This is a genomic window from Variovorax sp. GrIS 2.14, assembly GCF_046115955.1.
In the GTDB taxonomy this organism is placed as follows: Bacteria; Pseudomonadota; Gammaproteobacteria; order Burkholderiales; family Burkholderiaceae_C; genus Variovorax.
Genome location: NZ_JBJXIA010000004.1, coordinates 95788 through 111461 on the forward strand (window position 1 = coordinate 95788; position 15674 = coordinate 111461).

Below are 15674 nucleotides of genomic sequence, written 5' to 3' on the forward strand. Positions count from 1 at the left end.
GGCCCGTTCAGTCGCCCCGGATACCGGCGCTGACCATCAGCGGCGCCCAGGCCCGCCGGTCTTCGTCGACCTTCGCGGCGAGTTGTGCCGGCGTGCTGTGCACGGCGACCATCGCCGCGTCATGGAATCGCCGCCCCAGTTCCTCGCGAGCGACGACAGTGTTCACTGCCGCCGAGGCTTCTTCTGCCACGCTGGCCGATGCGCCACCCGGCAAGAAGAAGGCGAACCACTCGCGCATTTCCGATCGTGCGTAGCCTTGCTCGACCAGCGTTGGCACGCCCGGCGAAAACCGGCTGCGCTCGAGTCCCGAGGTGCCGAGCATTCGCAGGCGGGCGCCAGCTGCACTCGGCGGACTCGTCGAATTCGCCAGGTGCGGTAACAGCAGCCCTTCCGGCAGCACCAGCACCGCGACCTGGCCGCCGAGCAGCGCGACCATGGCCGGCGGCCCGCCGGGGTATGGCACATGGCGCCAGTCCAGGCCGGCCTTGTCGAACAGCATCGCCTCCAGGATGTGCGGCAGGGTGCCGGTTCCCGGTGATGCCGCATTGGCCGAAGCAGGGTTGCGCCGCATCCAGTCGATCAGCGATGCGATGCTGTCGACATCGGCCGGCACTGCCGGGCCAACGACCACGCCGAGGTTCATTTCCGCGGCAAGCGAAACCGGCCGAAGATCGCGCGCAGGTTCGTAGCCGAGCTTCTCGTAGAGCGTGGGGTAGAGGCTGGCGAGCGCGCCCTGACCAAGCAGCCAGGTCGAGCCATCGGGTGGTGCCGACTTGAGTGCCTGCACCGCGATTTGCCCCGCCGCACCCGCGCGGTTGTCGACGACGACCTGCTGCGCGAACACCCCCGTGAGTTCTTCGGCGAAGCGACGCGCGATGGTGTCCGGCACGCTGCCTGCGGGGCCGGTGCAAATGATTCGAAGCCGCTCGCGCCTGGGTGTCGACGGGGTTTGCGCGAAGCCGAACGGGCTGACGAGCGTGGCGGCGGCGGTGGCGACGGCGATCAGCACGCTGCGCCTTGGCATAAAGCTGTTCAGGCCGTTCGTGCTGCGATGCACTAAGCCAGTCGCGAGGGCGTGTGTCTTCATGGTTGCGGCGATGTGATTCGGAGACTCAGCGTAAGCATGCAACCAGCCCGCCACAAGGCGCAGACTTGCAGAACGGGGCCGCAGTAGTGCATAACTGAGCATGCTCGACTGGAATGACCTGAAGTACCTGGTGGCGGTGGCCCGGCACGGCAGCACCCTTGCCGCGGGCCGGGCTTTGGAAGTCGACCAATCGACCGTTCAGCGGCGACTGACCGCGCTGGAGCGACATATCGGGCGCGCCCTGGTTCAGCGTCACACCAGCGGCTACCGGCTCACCGACTTCGGTACCGAGATGCTCGAGGCGGCGCAGCAAGTCGAGTGCGCCGTGCAGGCCTTCGAGCAGGCGCTCTCTGTCTCCAGGAGCAATGCGGCAGGTGCGATCCGGCTCACCTGCCCGGAGCCGCTGGTCAATCGCCTGACGCGATCAGGCCTGCTCGACCGCTTCAGTGCGCAGCACCCCGGCTTGCACGTCGAGTTCGTGATGAGCGACAAGTACATCGACCTGCGTGCCGGCGGCGCCGATGTCGCACTGCGGTCCGGGGACACCGACGATGGCGTGCTGGTGGGGCGCAAGGTGGGCGACTCGCTGTGGGCCGTCTATGCCAGCAAGAACTACGTGGCGCGACACGGAAAGCCGTCGAGTGTCCAAGAGCTTTCTGCTCACCCGATCGTGGCATTCGAGGAATCGATGGCGGCCCACCGCGCGAGCCAGTGGCTGCGCCAGGTAGCACCCGATGCCACCGTGGTGGCACGCAACGACAGCGTGCTCGGCCTGCTGCTGTCGGTGAAGGCGGGCGTGGGCATCGGCCCGTTGCCGACGGCGTTGGGCGACTCGGAAGCGGAGTTGGTCCGCGTGCTCGGACCGGTCGCTGAGTTATCGCGGGACTGGCGGCTGTTGGCGATGCCGGAGATACGGAAGACGGCTCGTGTGAGTGCCTTCTTCGACTTCATGGTGGCTGAGATGGAAGCGCTCAAGCCTGTCATTACAGGGTAGGGCGACCCACCACCCAGGTTTGCCGCTCTTCGCTCGGCTGTCGCGGCTTACTGTCCAGATCCGACGGCCAACCTGAAAGGTGGCCCGGCATGGCGAAAGTCGCACTATGTCTCCGGCTGTGGCGCACAGCCATGGTCGCCGAAGGCAGCTAGGATTCTTCCATGAACACTGAATACAGCACCCTTGAGAAGACGCCGACGCCCGTCGGCAAGACGAAGCGAAACGTATGGGCGCGTCCGGTCATTTTGCTGATGGGAGGGATCGCCCTCGCGGTACTTTTGAGTTGGACATTGCCGTAGTTGCGGGCGAACGACCGCGGCCAGTCGCAAGCGGAAGTCGGACGTCACTTGGTGCGCGGAATCAAGCGCTCGGTGCTGTCGCTTCAAACGCATGGCCCCTATCGCCACCCTGAGCAGTCCGTCCTTGCGGTACGGGCTGCGGTTGCTGTCCGTCGGTAGCCATGGTCGCTGTGCCGCTGAGCTGCTGACTGCGCTACTTTTCGTGGCGCACTAAGACCGGGCTCGACCTCGGAGCGTGCGCTTCGACTCGCCCTGGCTCGTGCAGAGACGCTTGGCTGCACTCCATCGTGCATTCCTTGCGCGGTTGGCCAACGCCTTTGGGTGCCGCGGTCAACAACGCGTCACGCCCTTTTGCAAACGACGGTGCCACTGTGGATGCCGCCGCAGTGAAGGCCTGCGAGCTGGTAGCTGACAAGGTGGTCAGCTTCGCGCGATTGATGATGACGGCGACCGCCGGATCAATAGCGAACGCCTTTTTGCGCTAATCGATAGAGGCGAGGGTTAGTCCTCAATCGTTTCACTCCGGGATTTGTATGATGACCTGCCAACCTGCTCAATGGACGACTTGACGGGCTGGCACTGCCCGGTTGCGACCGTGTGAGCGTTGGTTTGCCTCGAGCAGTCTTTCAAAAATAACAGGAGACAAAAATGACCTTCCTCACTCGCATCGCCGCGACGGCGGCACTCGTGGCATCTACCGCAGCGTTTGCCGCAGGTCCTGCCGTGGTCAGTGGCCCCGGCGAAAACCCCGGTTGCTTCAAGCCTTGGGACGCCAGCACCAAATACTTCCAGTGGCCTGCCAAGAAGGGGCCTTATCGCATCGCGCTGGCCAACGGCTTCGTAGGCAATACCTGGCGCATCCAGATGATCAAGATGGCGAAGGCTTATGCCGCGACGCCCGACATGAAGTCGCAGGTCAAGGAGTTCAAGATCGTGTCGACGGGCACGGACGTGGCGGCCCAGATCGCGGCGATGGACAACTTCATCAACTCCGGCTACGACGCGATCATCACGCTGGCGGTCAACCCGTCGGCCTTCGGTCCGGTAATCAAGCGTGCCAACGCGGCGGGCGTGGTGATCGTGCCGTTCGATAACGTGCTCGATTCCGACCAGGTCATGATGGTCAACGAGGACCAGACCTCGATTGGGTCGCAGTCTGGCGATTGGCTGCTGAAGAACCTGAAAGGCAAGACAGGAAAGCTGTTGGAAGTGCGCGGCCTGCCGGGCAACTCGGTCGACCGAGACCGTCACCTCGGGTTCAGGAAGTCCGTCGAGGCGCCGGGCAACAAGTTCGAAATCATAGAGGTCGTCGGCAACTGGGACGACGGAACAGCGCAGAAGGCGGTCGCGGATGCCGTGTCCGTGCACAAGAAGTTCGACGCGATGTTCGTGCAGGCCGGCTCCACGGGTGCCGTGCGTGCGCTCATCGACGCGAAGCATCCGATGATCCCGGTGTCGGGTGCCGACGAGAACGGTTTTCGCAAACTGTGCGTCGCCAATGCGAAAGACGGCTTGCTGTGCGCATCGATCGGCCAGTCTCCCGGACTGGTCGCGATCTCTATGAAAGCCGCCGTGGCGGCCCTGCAGGGCAAGGTCATGCCGCAGTTGATCTCGGTGCCGATTCCGCAGACCAGCCATCCGAACTTCAAGGCGGGCGAGACCTACTACCCCGACCTGAGCGATAACTTCTTCACTACCAACGAGTTCCCCGACTGCGGTGTGAACCTGAAGGCCACGGACATCATGTCCAAGGACGAGAAGAATAACTAGGCCACACCGCGCACTCGACGCCGTGGAGCCGATCCTGCAACTTATCGACGTGGCCAAGCGCTACGGCGGCGTGCGTGCGCTCGAGCACGCCAGCTTTGCCGTCGCGCCTGGGCGCATTCATGCATTGCTGGGCGAGAACGGTGCGGGCAAGTCGACACTGATCAAGGTCATGTCCGGAGTAGTCCAGCCGGACGAAGGCCGGATCGTCCTCGAAGGCGTGGAGCGTCGGTTCGCGCACCCGCAGCAGGCGGTGCGCGCCGGCATCGCCTGCATCTTTCAGGAACTGTCGCTCATGCCCGATCTGAGCGTGGCAGACAACATCTGCATCACCGATCCACCCACGCGCTTCGGCCTGGTCGATCGCAAGGCACAACGTCGCGTGGCCGAAGCCGCATTGGCGCGAGCGGGTGCCGAAGACATCCATCCGCTCGCGCCGGTGGAGAGCCTCACGCTCTCCCGTCGGCAAATGGTCGAGATCGCGAAAGCCCTGGCGCGCGAACCGAAGATCCTGATCCTCGACGAAGCCACTTCGGCGCTGACCGCGGCCGACGTGAAGCGCGTGTTCACGCTGCTCAATCGGCTGCGCAGCGAAGGCATGGCGATCGTCTACATCTCGCACCGCATGAACGAGATCAAGGAACTTGCTGACGACTGTTCCGTGTTTCGCAACGGCAGCCACGTGGCCACCTTCGCGGCCGGGACGCAGAGCGATGCGCAGACCGTGGAAATGATGATCGGGCGCGACATCGCGCATGCGTACCCCCCCAAGCCCGCACCTTGCGACCCCTCCGGCACGCCGGCGCTCGAGGTACGCGGCCTGTCGTGGAACGGCCGTCTTCACGACATCGACATCGCCGTGCGGCCTGGCGAGATCGTGGGCCTCGGCGGCCTGGATGGTCAGGGGCAGCGCGAGTTGTTCCTGGCCCTGTTCGGCGTGTTGCGCGGTGCGGCCGGCGAACTCTTGCTGGAGGGCCGGCCGGTCAAGGTCCGCAATCCCCGACACGCCAAGAGCACCGAGGTGGGCATCGCCCTGGTGCCCGAAGACCGCAAGACCGACGGGCTGATGCTGCCCATGTCGGTCAACGACAACCTCAGCTTCGCGGCGCTCGATCGCCTGAGCCGCATGGGTGTGGTCGCGACCGCGGTCGAGGACAAAGCCGTGGCGGAGATGGTGCGACGGCTGTCGATCAAGGTGTCGAACGTGCGCGTGCCCGTCGGCACGCTGTCGGGTGGCAACCAGCAGAAGGTCGTCATCGGCAAGTGGTTGATGAACGCGCCGCGCGTCTTGTTGCTCAGCGACCCGACTCGCGGCATCGACGTCGGTACCAAGCAGGAGATCTACGCGCTGCTGCGCGAACTCGCCGCCGCGGGCGCCGCGGTCATGTTGTATTCCACGGACTATGCGGAGCTCATCGGCTGCTGCGATCGGGTCGCGGTGTTCTTCGACGGGCGCATCGTGCGCTGGCTGGCCGGCGCCGAACTCACCGAACACGCGCTGGTGTCGAGCGCACTCAACCTCGAGGCCGAGACCGCCTGATGCACTCCGACGCGTACTACCGTCTGCGCGAACACCGTGCCACGCTGATCGCAGTGGCCTTGTTCGTCGTGATTTTCGCGCTCTACATTGCCAAGCACCAGGTCGGATGGACGGTGCCTGTTTTGACGACGGCGTCGAACAAGGGCGTGCTGCTGGCCATCGTCGCGATGGCCCAGACGCTCGTGGTCCTGACGGGAGGCATCGACCTCTCGGTCGGCATGGTGTTCGTGCTGGCGAATTGCCTCGCGTCGCATTTGGTGGTCGGTACGCCGTTGCAGGCGGCCGTCGGCGTGATTGCAGTGCTGGCGGCAGGGGCTGCCTGCGGCTTCGTGAACGGCGCGATCATCGTCTACGGAAGGCTGCAGCCGATCATCACGACGCTGGCCACCGGCATCATCTATTTCGGCTTCTCCCTCGGCCTACGGCCGGTACCCGGTGGCGACGTGCAGGCCGATCTCGCCGAGGCGCTCACCGGTGCGTTGCCTGGCGGTGTGCCGACGATGCTGGTCGTGCTGCTCGCCGTGGTGCTGCTGGTGTGGGTCCCGTACAGCCGCTCGGTCGTCGGCCGCGCTGCGCTGGCCATCGGGTCGTCGGAAGCCGCGACCTACATGTCCGGCGTTGCAATCGGCCGGGCAAGGATCGTCGCGTACACGCTGGCCGGCTTTCTGGCCGCCGTGGGGGGTCTGCTGCTGACCTTCGTCACCTTCTCGGGCGAAGCGTCGGCGGCCATCGGCGGCGTCTACACGCTCAATGCGATCGCCGCCGTCGTGATCGGCGGCACGGTGCTGTCGGGAGGCGCCGGCAGCGCCATCGGATCGATCTTCGGCGCCTTCACGCTTCGCACCATCGGTGACCTGCTTTTCGTTTTCGACCTCGAGCCGTTGTGGCAGCCGTTGTTTCAGGGCGTGATCCTGCTGGTGGCGGTCAGCCTCGGTTCGCTCCGCCTGCTCAGGCTCGACAACCGGCTCGACATGTTCAGATGACGCGCGTATGACGACCCTCGTGCTGCGACTTCGCGATTCAGGCCATCTGCCGGTGGTGGCGGGCGCGCTGTGCACGCTCGGCCTCCTGCTGATCGGCAGCCTGTATTCCCGCAACTTTCTCTCGGCCGACTATCTGTTGCTGCAATTGCAGATCGCCTCCTTCCTTGGCGTGGTCGCGACCGGCGCGATGCTCGTCATCCTGCTGGGTGGTATCGATCTTTCGGTGCCGTGGGTCGTCACGGTGGGCGGCATGATGTCGACTGCCGCGGCAGGCTGGTGGGGCGACACCGGCGCGTTGCTGGCTATTCCTTTCGGCATCGGATGCGGCGCGATGCTGGGCTTGCTCAATGGCATCGGCGTGGCGTACCTGCGGGTGCCCTCGATGATCTTCACTCTGGGCATCAACGCCGTCGCCCAGGGCCTGATCGTGCTGCAGACCGGTGGCTTTGCGCCGCAAGACCGGGCGACCCCTGCGATGCACGAACTGGCGACCGGGCGGCTGGTGTTCGGCTTGCCGAATGCGTTGCTGGTGTGGGCTGTCGTCGGCGCTGCGACCATGTTCCTGCTGCACCGCACGACGCTGGGCCGCTCGATCTATGCCGTCGGAAACCGCGAACGCGCGGCCTACCTGTCCGGCATCGACACGCGACGAGTCACCCTGCTGTGCTTCGTCATCGCCGGGGCATGCTCGGCCGCGGCCGGTGTACTGCTCACCGGCTATTCGACCAAGGCTTACCAGGCGATGGGCGACGCCTACCAGTTACCTGCCATCGCAGCGGTGGTGCTGGGCGGCACCAACATATTGGGTGGACGAGGCTCCTACCTCGGCACCGTCGTCGGCGTGGTGATGATCACCCTGCTGCAATCGATCCTGTCGGTGATGCAGATTCCGGAGATGGGCCGTCAGGTGATCTATGGCGTGGTCATCATCGCGATGCTGCTCGTCTATGGGCGTGGACGCCGTCACTCCGAGTGAATGATCGCGAGCAGGAAGCCGTTCAACCGACGAGAGGGCGAGACATGACCATCAAGCTGGATCCCGATTTCGAAGTGATCGACGCGCGCTTCCGGCAACTCGTGTTCCCAAATGTCCACGTCGACAAGCTCTACACGGGATGCCGCTGGGCCGAAGGGCCGGCGTGGTTCGCGGCGGGGCGCTATCTGGTGTGGTCGGACATTCCGAACGACCGCATGCTGCGCTTCGACGACACGGACGGCTCGGCGTCGGTGTTCCGGCAGCCGGCGCTCAACACCAACGGCCATACGGTCGATCTCCAGGGCCGCCTTGTGTCTTGCGAGCACCGCGGGCGCTGCGTGTCGCGCACCGAACACGACGGAAGCCGTACCGTGCTCGCTTCCGCCTACGAAGGCAAGCGCCTCAACTCACCGAACGACGTGGTGGTCAAGTCGGACGGCAGCGTCTGGTTCAGCGACCCGAGCTATGGCATCGACAGTGACTACGAAGGCGATGCGGCGACCAGCGAGACCGGAGAGTGCGCGGTCTATCGCGTCGGCGCAGACGGTGGCGCGGTCGAGCGAGTGGCCGGCGGCTTCGTGCAGCCCAACGGCCTGGCTTTTTCGCCCGACGAAAGCCTGCTCTACATTGCCGACACCGGTGCCACGCACATCGCTGACGGGCCGATGCACATTCGTCGGTTTCGGGTCGGTGACGACGCGCGCAGCCTGAGCGGCGGCGAAGTATTCGCCGAGTCCAGCGCCGGACTGTTCGACGGCTTTCGCCTGGACACACAAGGGAACCTCTGGACGAGCGCCGGCGATGGCGTGCACTGCTATGCGAGCGACGGAACGCTCCTTGGCAAGATCCGATTGCCTGAAGCCGTAGCGAACGTCTGCTTCGGTGGCACCAAACTGAACCGGCTTTTCATTTGCGCGACCACCTCGCTCTACGCGGTCTATCTCAACGCGCGCGCCGCCGGCAGACCGACAGCCTCGTCCGCACGATGACCCTGTCAGCAGTCCCCGCGCCGACCAGCTTGCTGGCGGTCGAGCGGTTGTCGGATCGGCTGGCCTCGATCCTCGCTACGCAGATCGAAACGGGCAAACTGCGCCCAGGCGATCGTTTGCCGACCGAAGCCCAGCTTGCGGATGCCCATGGCGTTTCCCGCAGCGTGGTGCGAGAGGCGCTGCACCAGCTCCGCTTGCGCGGGCTGTTGCGCTCGCGCCAGGGCTCTGGCGCATTCGTTCAGCCGCCGTCGGTGACCCAGCCGCTGGTGTTCGATTCGCGCGTGCTGACGTCTCCCTTGTCCGTCGTTCAGGTCGTCGAGGTTCGTCGTGCGCTCGAAGGGGAGATGGCGGCACTGGCTGCCGAGCGTGCAACTCCGGCCCAGATGCGGGCACTGCGCACGGCGTTGAAGGCGCTCGACGCCGCCACCGCAGCCGGAGCCGACGGCGTGGCCGAGGACCTGCTCTTCCATCGAAAAATCGCCGAGGCGACCGGCAATCCGCAGTTCGAATTGTTCATCGGCTTTATCGAGCAATACCTTCGTGACGCGATGCGAGTGACGCGTGCGAACGAGGCGCGGAGGTCGGACTTTGCCAATGCCGTTCGGGCCGAGCACGCGGACATCGTGAAGGCGATCGCCGACCACGACAGCGCACGTGCGCGGCGCATGGCCACGCGTCACATGCAGCGAGCCGTGCTGCGCCTGTCCGAAGGTGGCGTGACGCCGGCAGTCTCCTAGTGGCCGGCCCCTGCCGCGTGGCAGTTCGTTCAGAAAGCCGGTACGAGCGCGCCGTTGAATTTCGTCTCGATGAAGCTCTTCACTTCAGCCGAGTGATAAGCCTTCACCAACTGCTGCGCCCAGGGCTTGTCTTTGTCGACGCGCCGCACCGCGATGATGTTCGCGTAGGGGCCCTTGGGCGACTCCTTGATCACGCCGTCTTTGGCGAGCGTGAGTCCGGCTTTCTCGGCGTAGTCGTTGTTGATGGACGCGATGGTCAGGTCGTCGAGCGAGCGGGGCAATTGCGCCGCATCGAGCGCGACGAGCTTGAGCTTCCTGGGGTTGGTGACGACATCGAGCGGCGTGGCCGTGTTGTTCTTTACCGCCTCGGGCTTAAGCGTGATGAGCTTGGCTTCTTGCAACAACAGCAAAGCGCGGTTGCCGTTCGATGGGTCGTTCTGGATGCCAACCGTGGCGCCTTCAGGCAATGCATCGATCGACTTGATCTTGCGTGAATAGAAGCCCAGAGGTGCGGTGATGGTCAGGCCGACCGGCACGATGTCGAAGCCGCGCGCCCTGGCTGAACTCCACGTACTTGATGGTGTAGCCCTTCTTCTTGAGCACCGGCTCGATGCCCTTTGTGAACGCATCGCGATACGGCCCCGGCATGAAGCCAACGCTGAGATCGGCGGCATGCGCGATGCCGGCCAGCAGCAGTGAAACGAGCAGCGCACTCGTGCGAAAAACGCAGGAAGGGCGACGCGTAGCGAGCGGATTGGAGAAGGACAGCATGAGGATTACAGCAGCAAGAGGCAGATGGACAGGCAGCGGACTCTAGGGCTGGCGCACCGTTCGGCGAACGAAGGTTTGCGAGCTTGTTTATGTGGCGAATAGATATGTGCCGACCGGTAGATGTCGAGGCATTCGCGGACGTCGATACGACGTGCCTGCGCTTGTCGGAAAGAACGTGTATGGGCCTATCGCTTTCGGCCTAGTCCAGGTCAAAGCATGGTTCCGGAAAAGCCGCAGGCAGTGACCCCGCTACAAACCCGTGTCAGAAAAGATGCCGTTCTGCTGAAGGGACCGTAACAAAGTGGGGATTCAGGGATGACCACCGGTTCGCCATCGCGTTAGTGCGTTATCTTCGACGCCACATGACCACCGTGCCGACACCGCCGCAACTCGCCCACATCGATGACGATGCACTCGCGAGCCTCGCTGCGAGCTGGCGTGCGCAGGCGGCACGTGGTGACCGAGAAGCCTTTGGCATCGCGCATGCACTGGAAGTCGAACGTAGGCGACGCCTGCGGGCGAGCCAGATGCAACAACTGCCGCCCGAGAAGCCGCCGATTGCGCGGCCGTGGTGGAAGTTCTGGAATTCGGCAGCCGACGACCAGTCGATGTGGCCGTCCTGACGGACCGATAGCGGACGCCGCGCCAGCGAGCTTCGACACCGACATCACGCAACGTAGTGCCGGTCATGGATGAATACCCTCGGTCGGTTTTGCCGGGCGCTGAAATACATTGCCCGTTGAGACAACGATGCCGCGATACAGCGGTGCCGCACACCCATAGGACGTCATGACCATCCGCCACACCTCCGGCATTTCCCGCCGCAAATTTTCAGGGGCTCTTTCCGGTGCTGTCACCGCGAGCATTGCATTGCCCGGCTTCATGGGTCAGGCGTGGGCGCAGGGTGCCACCATCAAGATCGGCATGTGCGCGCCGGTGACCGGTCCGGCCGCTGAGTCGGGCAGGTATGCACAGATCGGGGCCAAGCTCGCGATCGAAGCTGTGAACAAGGCAGGCGGCGTGCTTGGCAAGCAGGTCGAACTGATCGTCGAAGACGACCAGACCACCAATCCGGGCATCGTGCTCGCATTCTCCAAGCTGGCCTCGCAGACCGATATCGTCGGCTTCCTCGGCTCGATTCGTTCGACGCAAGTCCACGCGATGGCACCCGACGTGATGAAGATCGGCAAGCCGGTGATGATCGGCGGCACCGACCCGACGCTCACGCACATGGGCAACCAGTGGCTGTTTCGCTTTCGTCCCAACGACTCGTACTCGGGCAGCGTCATCGCCGAATACGGCGTCAAGACGCTCGGCAAGAAAAAGTGGGCGATCGTGCATTCGACGGACGCTTTTGGCACGGCGGGCGGCAAGGCGCTGACGGCAGGCCTGGCCAAACACGAAGGCACGACCATCGCGCTCGATCAGGGCTACGCCAACCAGAGCCAGGACTTCACGCCGGTGGTGCTCGCCATCAAGCAGTCGGGCGCCGACATCCTCGGCTCCTACTTCACGTTCGAAAACGACCTCGGCGTGTTCGCCCGGCAACTGCGCCAACTCGGCGTGACCATTCCCTACATCGGCTCGCCATCGATCGTGAACATCACGGCCTTGAAGCTCGCCGGCCCGGCGCTCTACGGCACGTACGGCGTGGCGGACTACGCCGAGGAGTCGAGCCCGGCCTCCAAGGCTTTTGGCAAGGCCTACCGCGATGTCGCCAAGGTCGCGCCCGACAACCAGTCGTCATGGACCTACGACGCCATCACCGTGCTGTGCATGGCGATCAACAAAGCCGGCAAGACCGATCCCGTCGCCGTGCGCGAGGCCATCCTGGCGATCCGCAAACACGCCGGCGCCGAGGGCGAGTACAACTTCGACGCCAACGGCGACGGCCTGCACGGCTACAACATCGTGAAGAACGACAAGGGCAACATCGTCTTCGACAAGCACGTCGAGTCGGGCACCTGATCCGCGATGGATCTCGCCCTTCAGCTCTTCTTCACGGGCTTGGGCATCGGCGCGGTGTACGCGCTGGTCGCTCTCGGCTTCGTCTTGATCTTTCGCGCGACCAACGTCGTCAACTTCGCCCAGGGCGAGTTCTCGATGGTCGGCGCGTACCTCATGGTCGTCTTCGCCGTCGACCTCAAGTGGCCGTACGGCTGGGCCTTTCTCGCGGCGCTCACCGGCATGGCGCTGCTCGGTGCGGTGTTCAACCTCGGCGTGTATTACCCGCTGCGCAACCGCACGTTTTTGCCGGTGATCATCGCAACGATCGGCGCGTCCATCTTCCTGTCCAACTCGGTACTCGCGCTGTACGGGCCGCAACCGCAGGTGCTGGAAGGCTGGTTCGAAACGCCGGGGCTGCAGATCGGCCCGGTGTACCTCGACAGCCAGTACCTGCTCATCATGGTGGTGACGCTGGTTCTGGTCGCCTTCAACTTCTGGTTTTTCGAGCGCACCATGCTCGGCAAAAAACTGCAGGCGACCTCGCAAGACAAGGAGATGGCGTCGTTGCTCGGCATCCCGGTGTCCGCGATGATCATGCTCACCTTCGTGTACTCGGCGCTGCTCGGTGGCGTGGCGGGCATTCTGGTGGCGCCGATTCTTTTCGTGTCGATCCAGATGGGCTCCACCATCGCGCTGAAGGCCTTTGCGGCCACCATCATCGGCGGCTTCGGTGACGTCAAGGGCGCGATCATCGGCGGGCTCGCGCTCGGCGTGATCGAGACTTTCGGTGCCGCCTACATCTCGGTTCCGTACAAGGACGGCTTCGCGTTTCTGGTGCTCGTCGCGTTCCTCATCTTTCGACCGCAGGGCATCTTCGGCGAGCGCGTGGCCGAGAAAGCATAGCCGTGGCGAGCACACGGCAGACGTTGGGTACCCTGGGCTTCGCGGCCCTGGCGGCGGCAGCGGTGGCAGTCGTCACGCTGGTGCCGATGCAGGACTACACGGTCCACATCCTGGTGCAGACATCGACCTTCGCCATCGCGGTGTTCGGGCTGACGGTGGTGCTCGGGCTCTGTGGGCAAATCAATCTGGCGCAGGCGGCGTTCTTCGGGTTCGGCGCGTACGCGGTCGGGCTCGGCACCGCGGACCTGCACATGAACTTCTGGCTTGCGCTGGCAATGGGCGCGGGCATCGCGCTGGTAATGGGTGCCTTGCTCGGCATGACCACGCTCAAGCTGGGCGGTCACTACCTCGCGATGGTGACCATCAGCTTCCAGCAGATCGTGACGCTCATCATGGTCAACTGGATTCCGGTGACGCACGGGCCCGATGGCGTCGGGCGCATTCAGCGGCCGCTGCTGTTCCAGTCGTCGCAGGCGTTTCTCGGCGTTTGTGTATTCGCGGTCGCGGTCATCGGCTACCTGGTGTGGCGGCTGCCGCAAACACCGCTCGGCCGCTCGATGCGCGCGGTGCGCGACAACGAACTGGCCGCCGGCGTCGCGGGCATCAACGTCTACAAGGTGAAGGTCGCCGCCTTCGCGCTGTCGGCCGTGCTCGGCGGCATCGGCGGTGGCCTGTTTGCCGGCGGCTTCGCTTACGTGAGTCCCGACCAGTTCAGCTTTGCCGAGTCGATCGTCTTCATCACGATGACGCTGCTCGGTGGCGTCGCGGCACCGGTCGGCGCGCTCATCGGCACGGGCCTATTGATCGTGCTGCCTGAGAGCCTGCGCTTTTTGAAGAGCGTGCCGGGGCTGTACCTGGCGATCTACGGTCTCTCGATCATCCTCATCATTCGCTACATGCCCGACGGCATCTGGGGCTTCGTGCAGAACCGTGTGCGCCGCTGGCTGGCACCGCCGCCGTTCGCCGGAGCGCCGGCCGAGCTGATGCTGGCGCCGGCCTATGCGGCCAGCGCCGACGCCGCGCCGATGGCGCTCGAAGTACGAGACCTCTGCAAGCACTTTGGCGGCGTGAAGGCGGTCGATGGCATTTCGTTTTCGGTGCGGCGTGGGCAGGTTCATGCATTGATCGGACCCAACGGCTCGGGCAAGACCACCACGCTCAACGTGCTGTCGGGCATCTACACCGCGACCTCGGGTCGCGTGTTGCTCGGCGGTCGCGACGTGACGGCGCTTCCGCCTCACGCGCGCACGGTCGCGGGGCTGGGTCGCACCTTCCAGAACATTCGGCTCTTTCGCTCGATGACGGCCCTGGAGAACGTGATCATCGGGGCCGAGCAGCCCGGCAATCAGATTGCTTCGGGTCACGCGGCGCTGGTCGAGCGCGCTCGCGCGGCGCTCGCATTCGTCGGGCTCGAAGCGCGCGCACACGAACTGGTGACCGGCTTTTCATACGGGCACCAACGTCTTATCGAGATTGCCCGGGCGTTGGCCGGCAACCCGACGTTGCTGCTGCTCGACGAGCCTGCGGCCGGGCTCAACTCGACGGAAAAGCTAGGTCTGCGCGATCTGTTGAAACGCATCGCCGCGAAGGGCCTGACCATTTTGATCATCGATCACGACATGACTCTGGTGACCGAGGTCGCAGAAAGCATTACCGTGCTCAACTTCGGTCGCCGCATCGCCGATGGCGTGGCGGCCGACGTGCTGCGTCAGCCCGACGTCATCGCGGCCTACCTCGGAACGGAACCCGATGCCCCTGCTTTCACTTGAAGGGCTGAACGTCCGCTACGGCGAGATCGAGGCGCTGCGCGGCCTCTCGCTGTCGATCGAGAGCGGCGAAGTCGTCACGCTGCTGGGTGCCAACGGGGCCGGCAAGTCGACCACGCTGCGCGCGATCTCCGGGCTCAACAAACCCTCCAGCGGCGAGGTGCTGTTCGATGGCAAGTCGATTGCCGGGCTCGGACCGGAAACCATCGTCAAGCTCGGCATCGCCCATGTGCCCGAGGGGCGACGCTTGTTCCCGGGACTCACCGCGCGCGAGAACATCATGCTGGGCGCGTCGAACCGCGGGCGTATCGCCAAGGCTGAACTGATCCGCGAATCCGACGAGATGTTCGACCTTTTTCCCGACATCCGACCGTTTGCCGATTCGCTCGGCTGGATGCTGTCGGGTGGACAGCAGCAGATGGTCGCCGTGGCGCGTGGCCTCATGGCCAAGCCGCGCTTGCTGCTGCTCGACGAGCCTTCGTTGGGACTCGCGCCCGTCATCGTGCAAAAGGTGTTTTCGATCATCGGCGAGATCCGCCGGCGTGGTACCACAGTGCTGTTGGTCGAGCAGAACGCGCGCATGGCGCTGTCGGTGGCCGATCGCGGTTACGTGCTGGAGACCGGACGACTGGCGGTGTCAGGCAAGCCGGCGGAGCTGTGGTCGAACGACGAAGTGCGGGCGGCGTATCTGGGTGGGCGGATCGAGAAGACGACCTAGCAGCCAGACCGGTGGGTGCAGCGGCGACGCCAGCCGTACATGCAGACCTCGACGCAAGCCGTTACTGAAGGAGCACGGCGCGCACGCCTTCGATCAGCAGGCCCATGCCGGCGAGGATCAGGGTGAGGCCTACGAGCCGCTTCATTGCGGCGCGAGACAGGCCAAGGCGCGGGGCATTTTTCATGTGTGCGCCATGC

Annotated in this window: 16 protein-coding genes and 1 pseudogene; 13 read left to right on the forward strand and 4 right to left on the reverse strand. The window is 64.6% G+C overall.

The annotated features are described in order from the left end of the window. Positions 1–7 precede the first annotated feature (7 nt). Positions 8–1087: a tripartite tricarboxylate transporter substrate-binding protein gene (locus RCH10_RS08635; protein ID WP_409052058.1), complete on the reverse strand. Its 1080-nt coding sequence runs from the start codon at positions 1085–1087 to the stop codon at positions 8–10. Positions 1088–1187: 100 nt separating this feature from the next. On the opposite strand from RCH10_RS08635, the gene RCH10_RS08640 reads away from it, so the two are divergent. From RCH10_RS08640 to RCH10_RS08675, 8 genes are all read left to right on the forward strand, one after another. Further along, on the forward strand, positions 1188–2081 hold the full coding sequence (locus tag RCH10_RS08640; RefSeq protein WP_409052059.1) for a LysR family transcriptional regulator: 894 nt from the start codon (positions 1188–1190) through the stop codon (positions 2079–2081). A gap of 161 nt (positions 2082–2242) precedes the next feature. Then, positions 2243–2380: a hypothetical protein gene (locus RCH10_RS08645; protein ID WP_409052060.1), complete on the forward strand. Its 138-nt coding sequence runs from the start codon at positions 2243–2245 to the stop codon at positions 2378–2380. A 648-nt stretch (positions 2381–3028) separates the two neighbouring features. Then, complete coding sequence (locus tag RCH10_RS08650) at positions 3029–4150, forward strand: sugar ABC transporter substrate-binding protein (RefSeq protein ID WP_409052061.1); 1122 nt, start codon at positions 3029–3031, stop codon at positions 4148–4150. Positions 4151–4172: 22 nt separating this feature from the next. Then, complete coding sequence (locus RCH10_RS08655; protein WP_323496367.1) at positions 4173–5687, forward strand: sugar ABC transporter ATP-binding protein; 1515 nt, start codon at positions 4173–4175, stop codon at positions 5685–5687. Beyond that, positions 5687–6670 carry an ABC transporter permease gene (locus RCH10_RS08660; RefSeq protein WP_409052062.1) on the forward strand — a complete coding sequence of 328 codons (984 nt, stop codon included), beginning with the start codon at positions 5687–5689 and terminating at the stop codon, positions 6668–6670. The genes RCH10_RS08655 and RCH10_RS08660 overlap by 1 nt, the downstream gene beginning before the upstream one ends. 7 nt (positions 6671–6677) lie before the next feature. Next, a complete protein-coding gene (locus RCH10_RS08665) occupies positions 6678–7646 on the forward strand; it encodes an ABC transporter permease (protein ID WP_187052537.1) in 969 nt (322 codons plus the stop codon). Between the two features lie 44 nt (positions 7647–7690). Then, positions 7691–8635 (forward strand): SMP-30/gluconolactonase/LRE family protein, encoded by a 945-nt coding sequence (locus RCH10_RS08670; RefSeq protein WP_409052063.1) that lies wholly within the window; start codon positions 7691–7693, stop codon positions 8633–8635. After that, positions 8632–9372, forward strand: coding sequence for a FadR/GntR family transcriptional regulator (locus RCH10_RS08675; protein WP_409052064.1), 741 nt, complete (start codon positions 8632–8634; stop codon positions 9370–9372). Before RCH10_RS08670 ends, RCH10_RS08675 begins: the two co-directional genes overlap by 4 nt. Positions 9373–9401: 29 nt before the next feature. Here RCH10_RS08675 and RCH10_RS08680 read toward each other — a convergent pair. Then, positions 9402–9929 (reverse strand): annotated as a pseudogene (locus tag RCH10_RS08680) (MetQ/NlpA family ABC transporter substrate-binding protein); the annotation flags it as partial. Continuing rightward, positions 9832–10143, reverse strand: a complete 312-nt coding sequence (locus RCH10_RS08685) for a hypothetical protein (RefSeq protein ID WP_409052239.1) — start codon at positions 10141–10143, stop codon at positions 9832–9834. The pseudogene RCH10_RS08680 and the gene RCH10_RS08685, both read right to left, overlap by 98 nt. Before the next feature lie 362 nt (positions 10144–10505). Here RCH10_RS08685 and RCH10_RS08690 point away from each other — a divergent pair, with 362 nt between their 5' ends. The 5 genes from RCH10_RS08690 to RCH10_RS08710 all read left to right on the forward strand — a co-directional run bounded on the left by RCH10_RS08690 (position 10506) and on the right by RCH10_RS08710 (position 15477). Continuing rightward, entirely contained in the window at positions 10506–10766 is a 261-nt protein-coding gene (locus RCH10_RS08690; RefSeq protein WP_187052534.1) for a hypothetical protein, read from the forward strand. A gap of 166 nt (positions 10767–10932) precedes the next feature. Continuing rightward, on the forward strand, positions 10933–12111 hold the full coding sequence (locus RCH10_RS08695) for an ABC transporter substrate-binding protein (protein ID WP_187052533.1): 1179 nt from the start codon (positions 10933–10935) through the stop codon (positions 12109–12111). Positions 12112–12117: 6 nt separating this feature from the next. Next, positions 12118–12993: a branched-chain amino acid ABC transporter permease gene (locus RCH10_RS08700; RefSeq protein WP_323496371.1), complete on the forward strand. Its 876-nt coding sequence runs from the start codon at positions 12118–12120 to the stop codon at positions 12991–12993. Positions 12994–12995: 2 nt separating this feature from the next. After that, positions 12996–14762, forward strand: coding sequence for an ABC transporter permease subunit (locus RCH10_RS08705; RefSeq protein WP_409052065.1), 1767 nt, complete (start codon positions 12996–12998; stop codon positions 14760–14762). Then, on the forward strand, positions 14743–15477 hold the full coding sequence (locus tag RCH10_RS08710) for an ABC transporter ATP-binding protein (RefSeq protein WP_187052531.1): 735 nt from the start codon (positions 14743–14745) through the stop codon (positions 15475–15477). The genes RCH10_RS08705 and RCH10_RS08710 overlap by 20 nt, the downstream gene beginning before the upstream one ends. A gap of 61 nt (positions 15478–15538) precedes the next feature. On the opposite strand, the gene RCH10_RS08715 is transcribed toward RCH10_RS08710, so the two are convergent. After that, entirely contained in the window at positions 15539–15661 is a 123-nt protein-coding gene (locus tag RCH10_RS08715) for a hypothetical protein (protein WP_323496373.1), read from the reverse strand. Positions 15662–15674 lie beyond the last annotated feature (13 nt).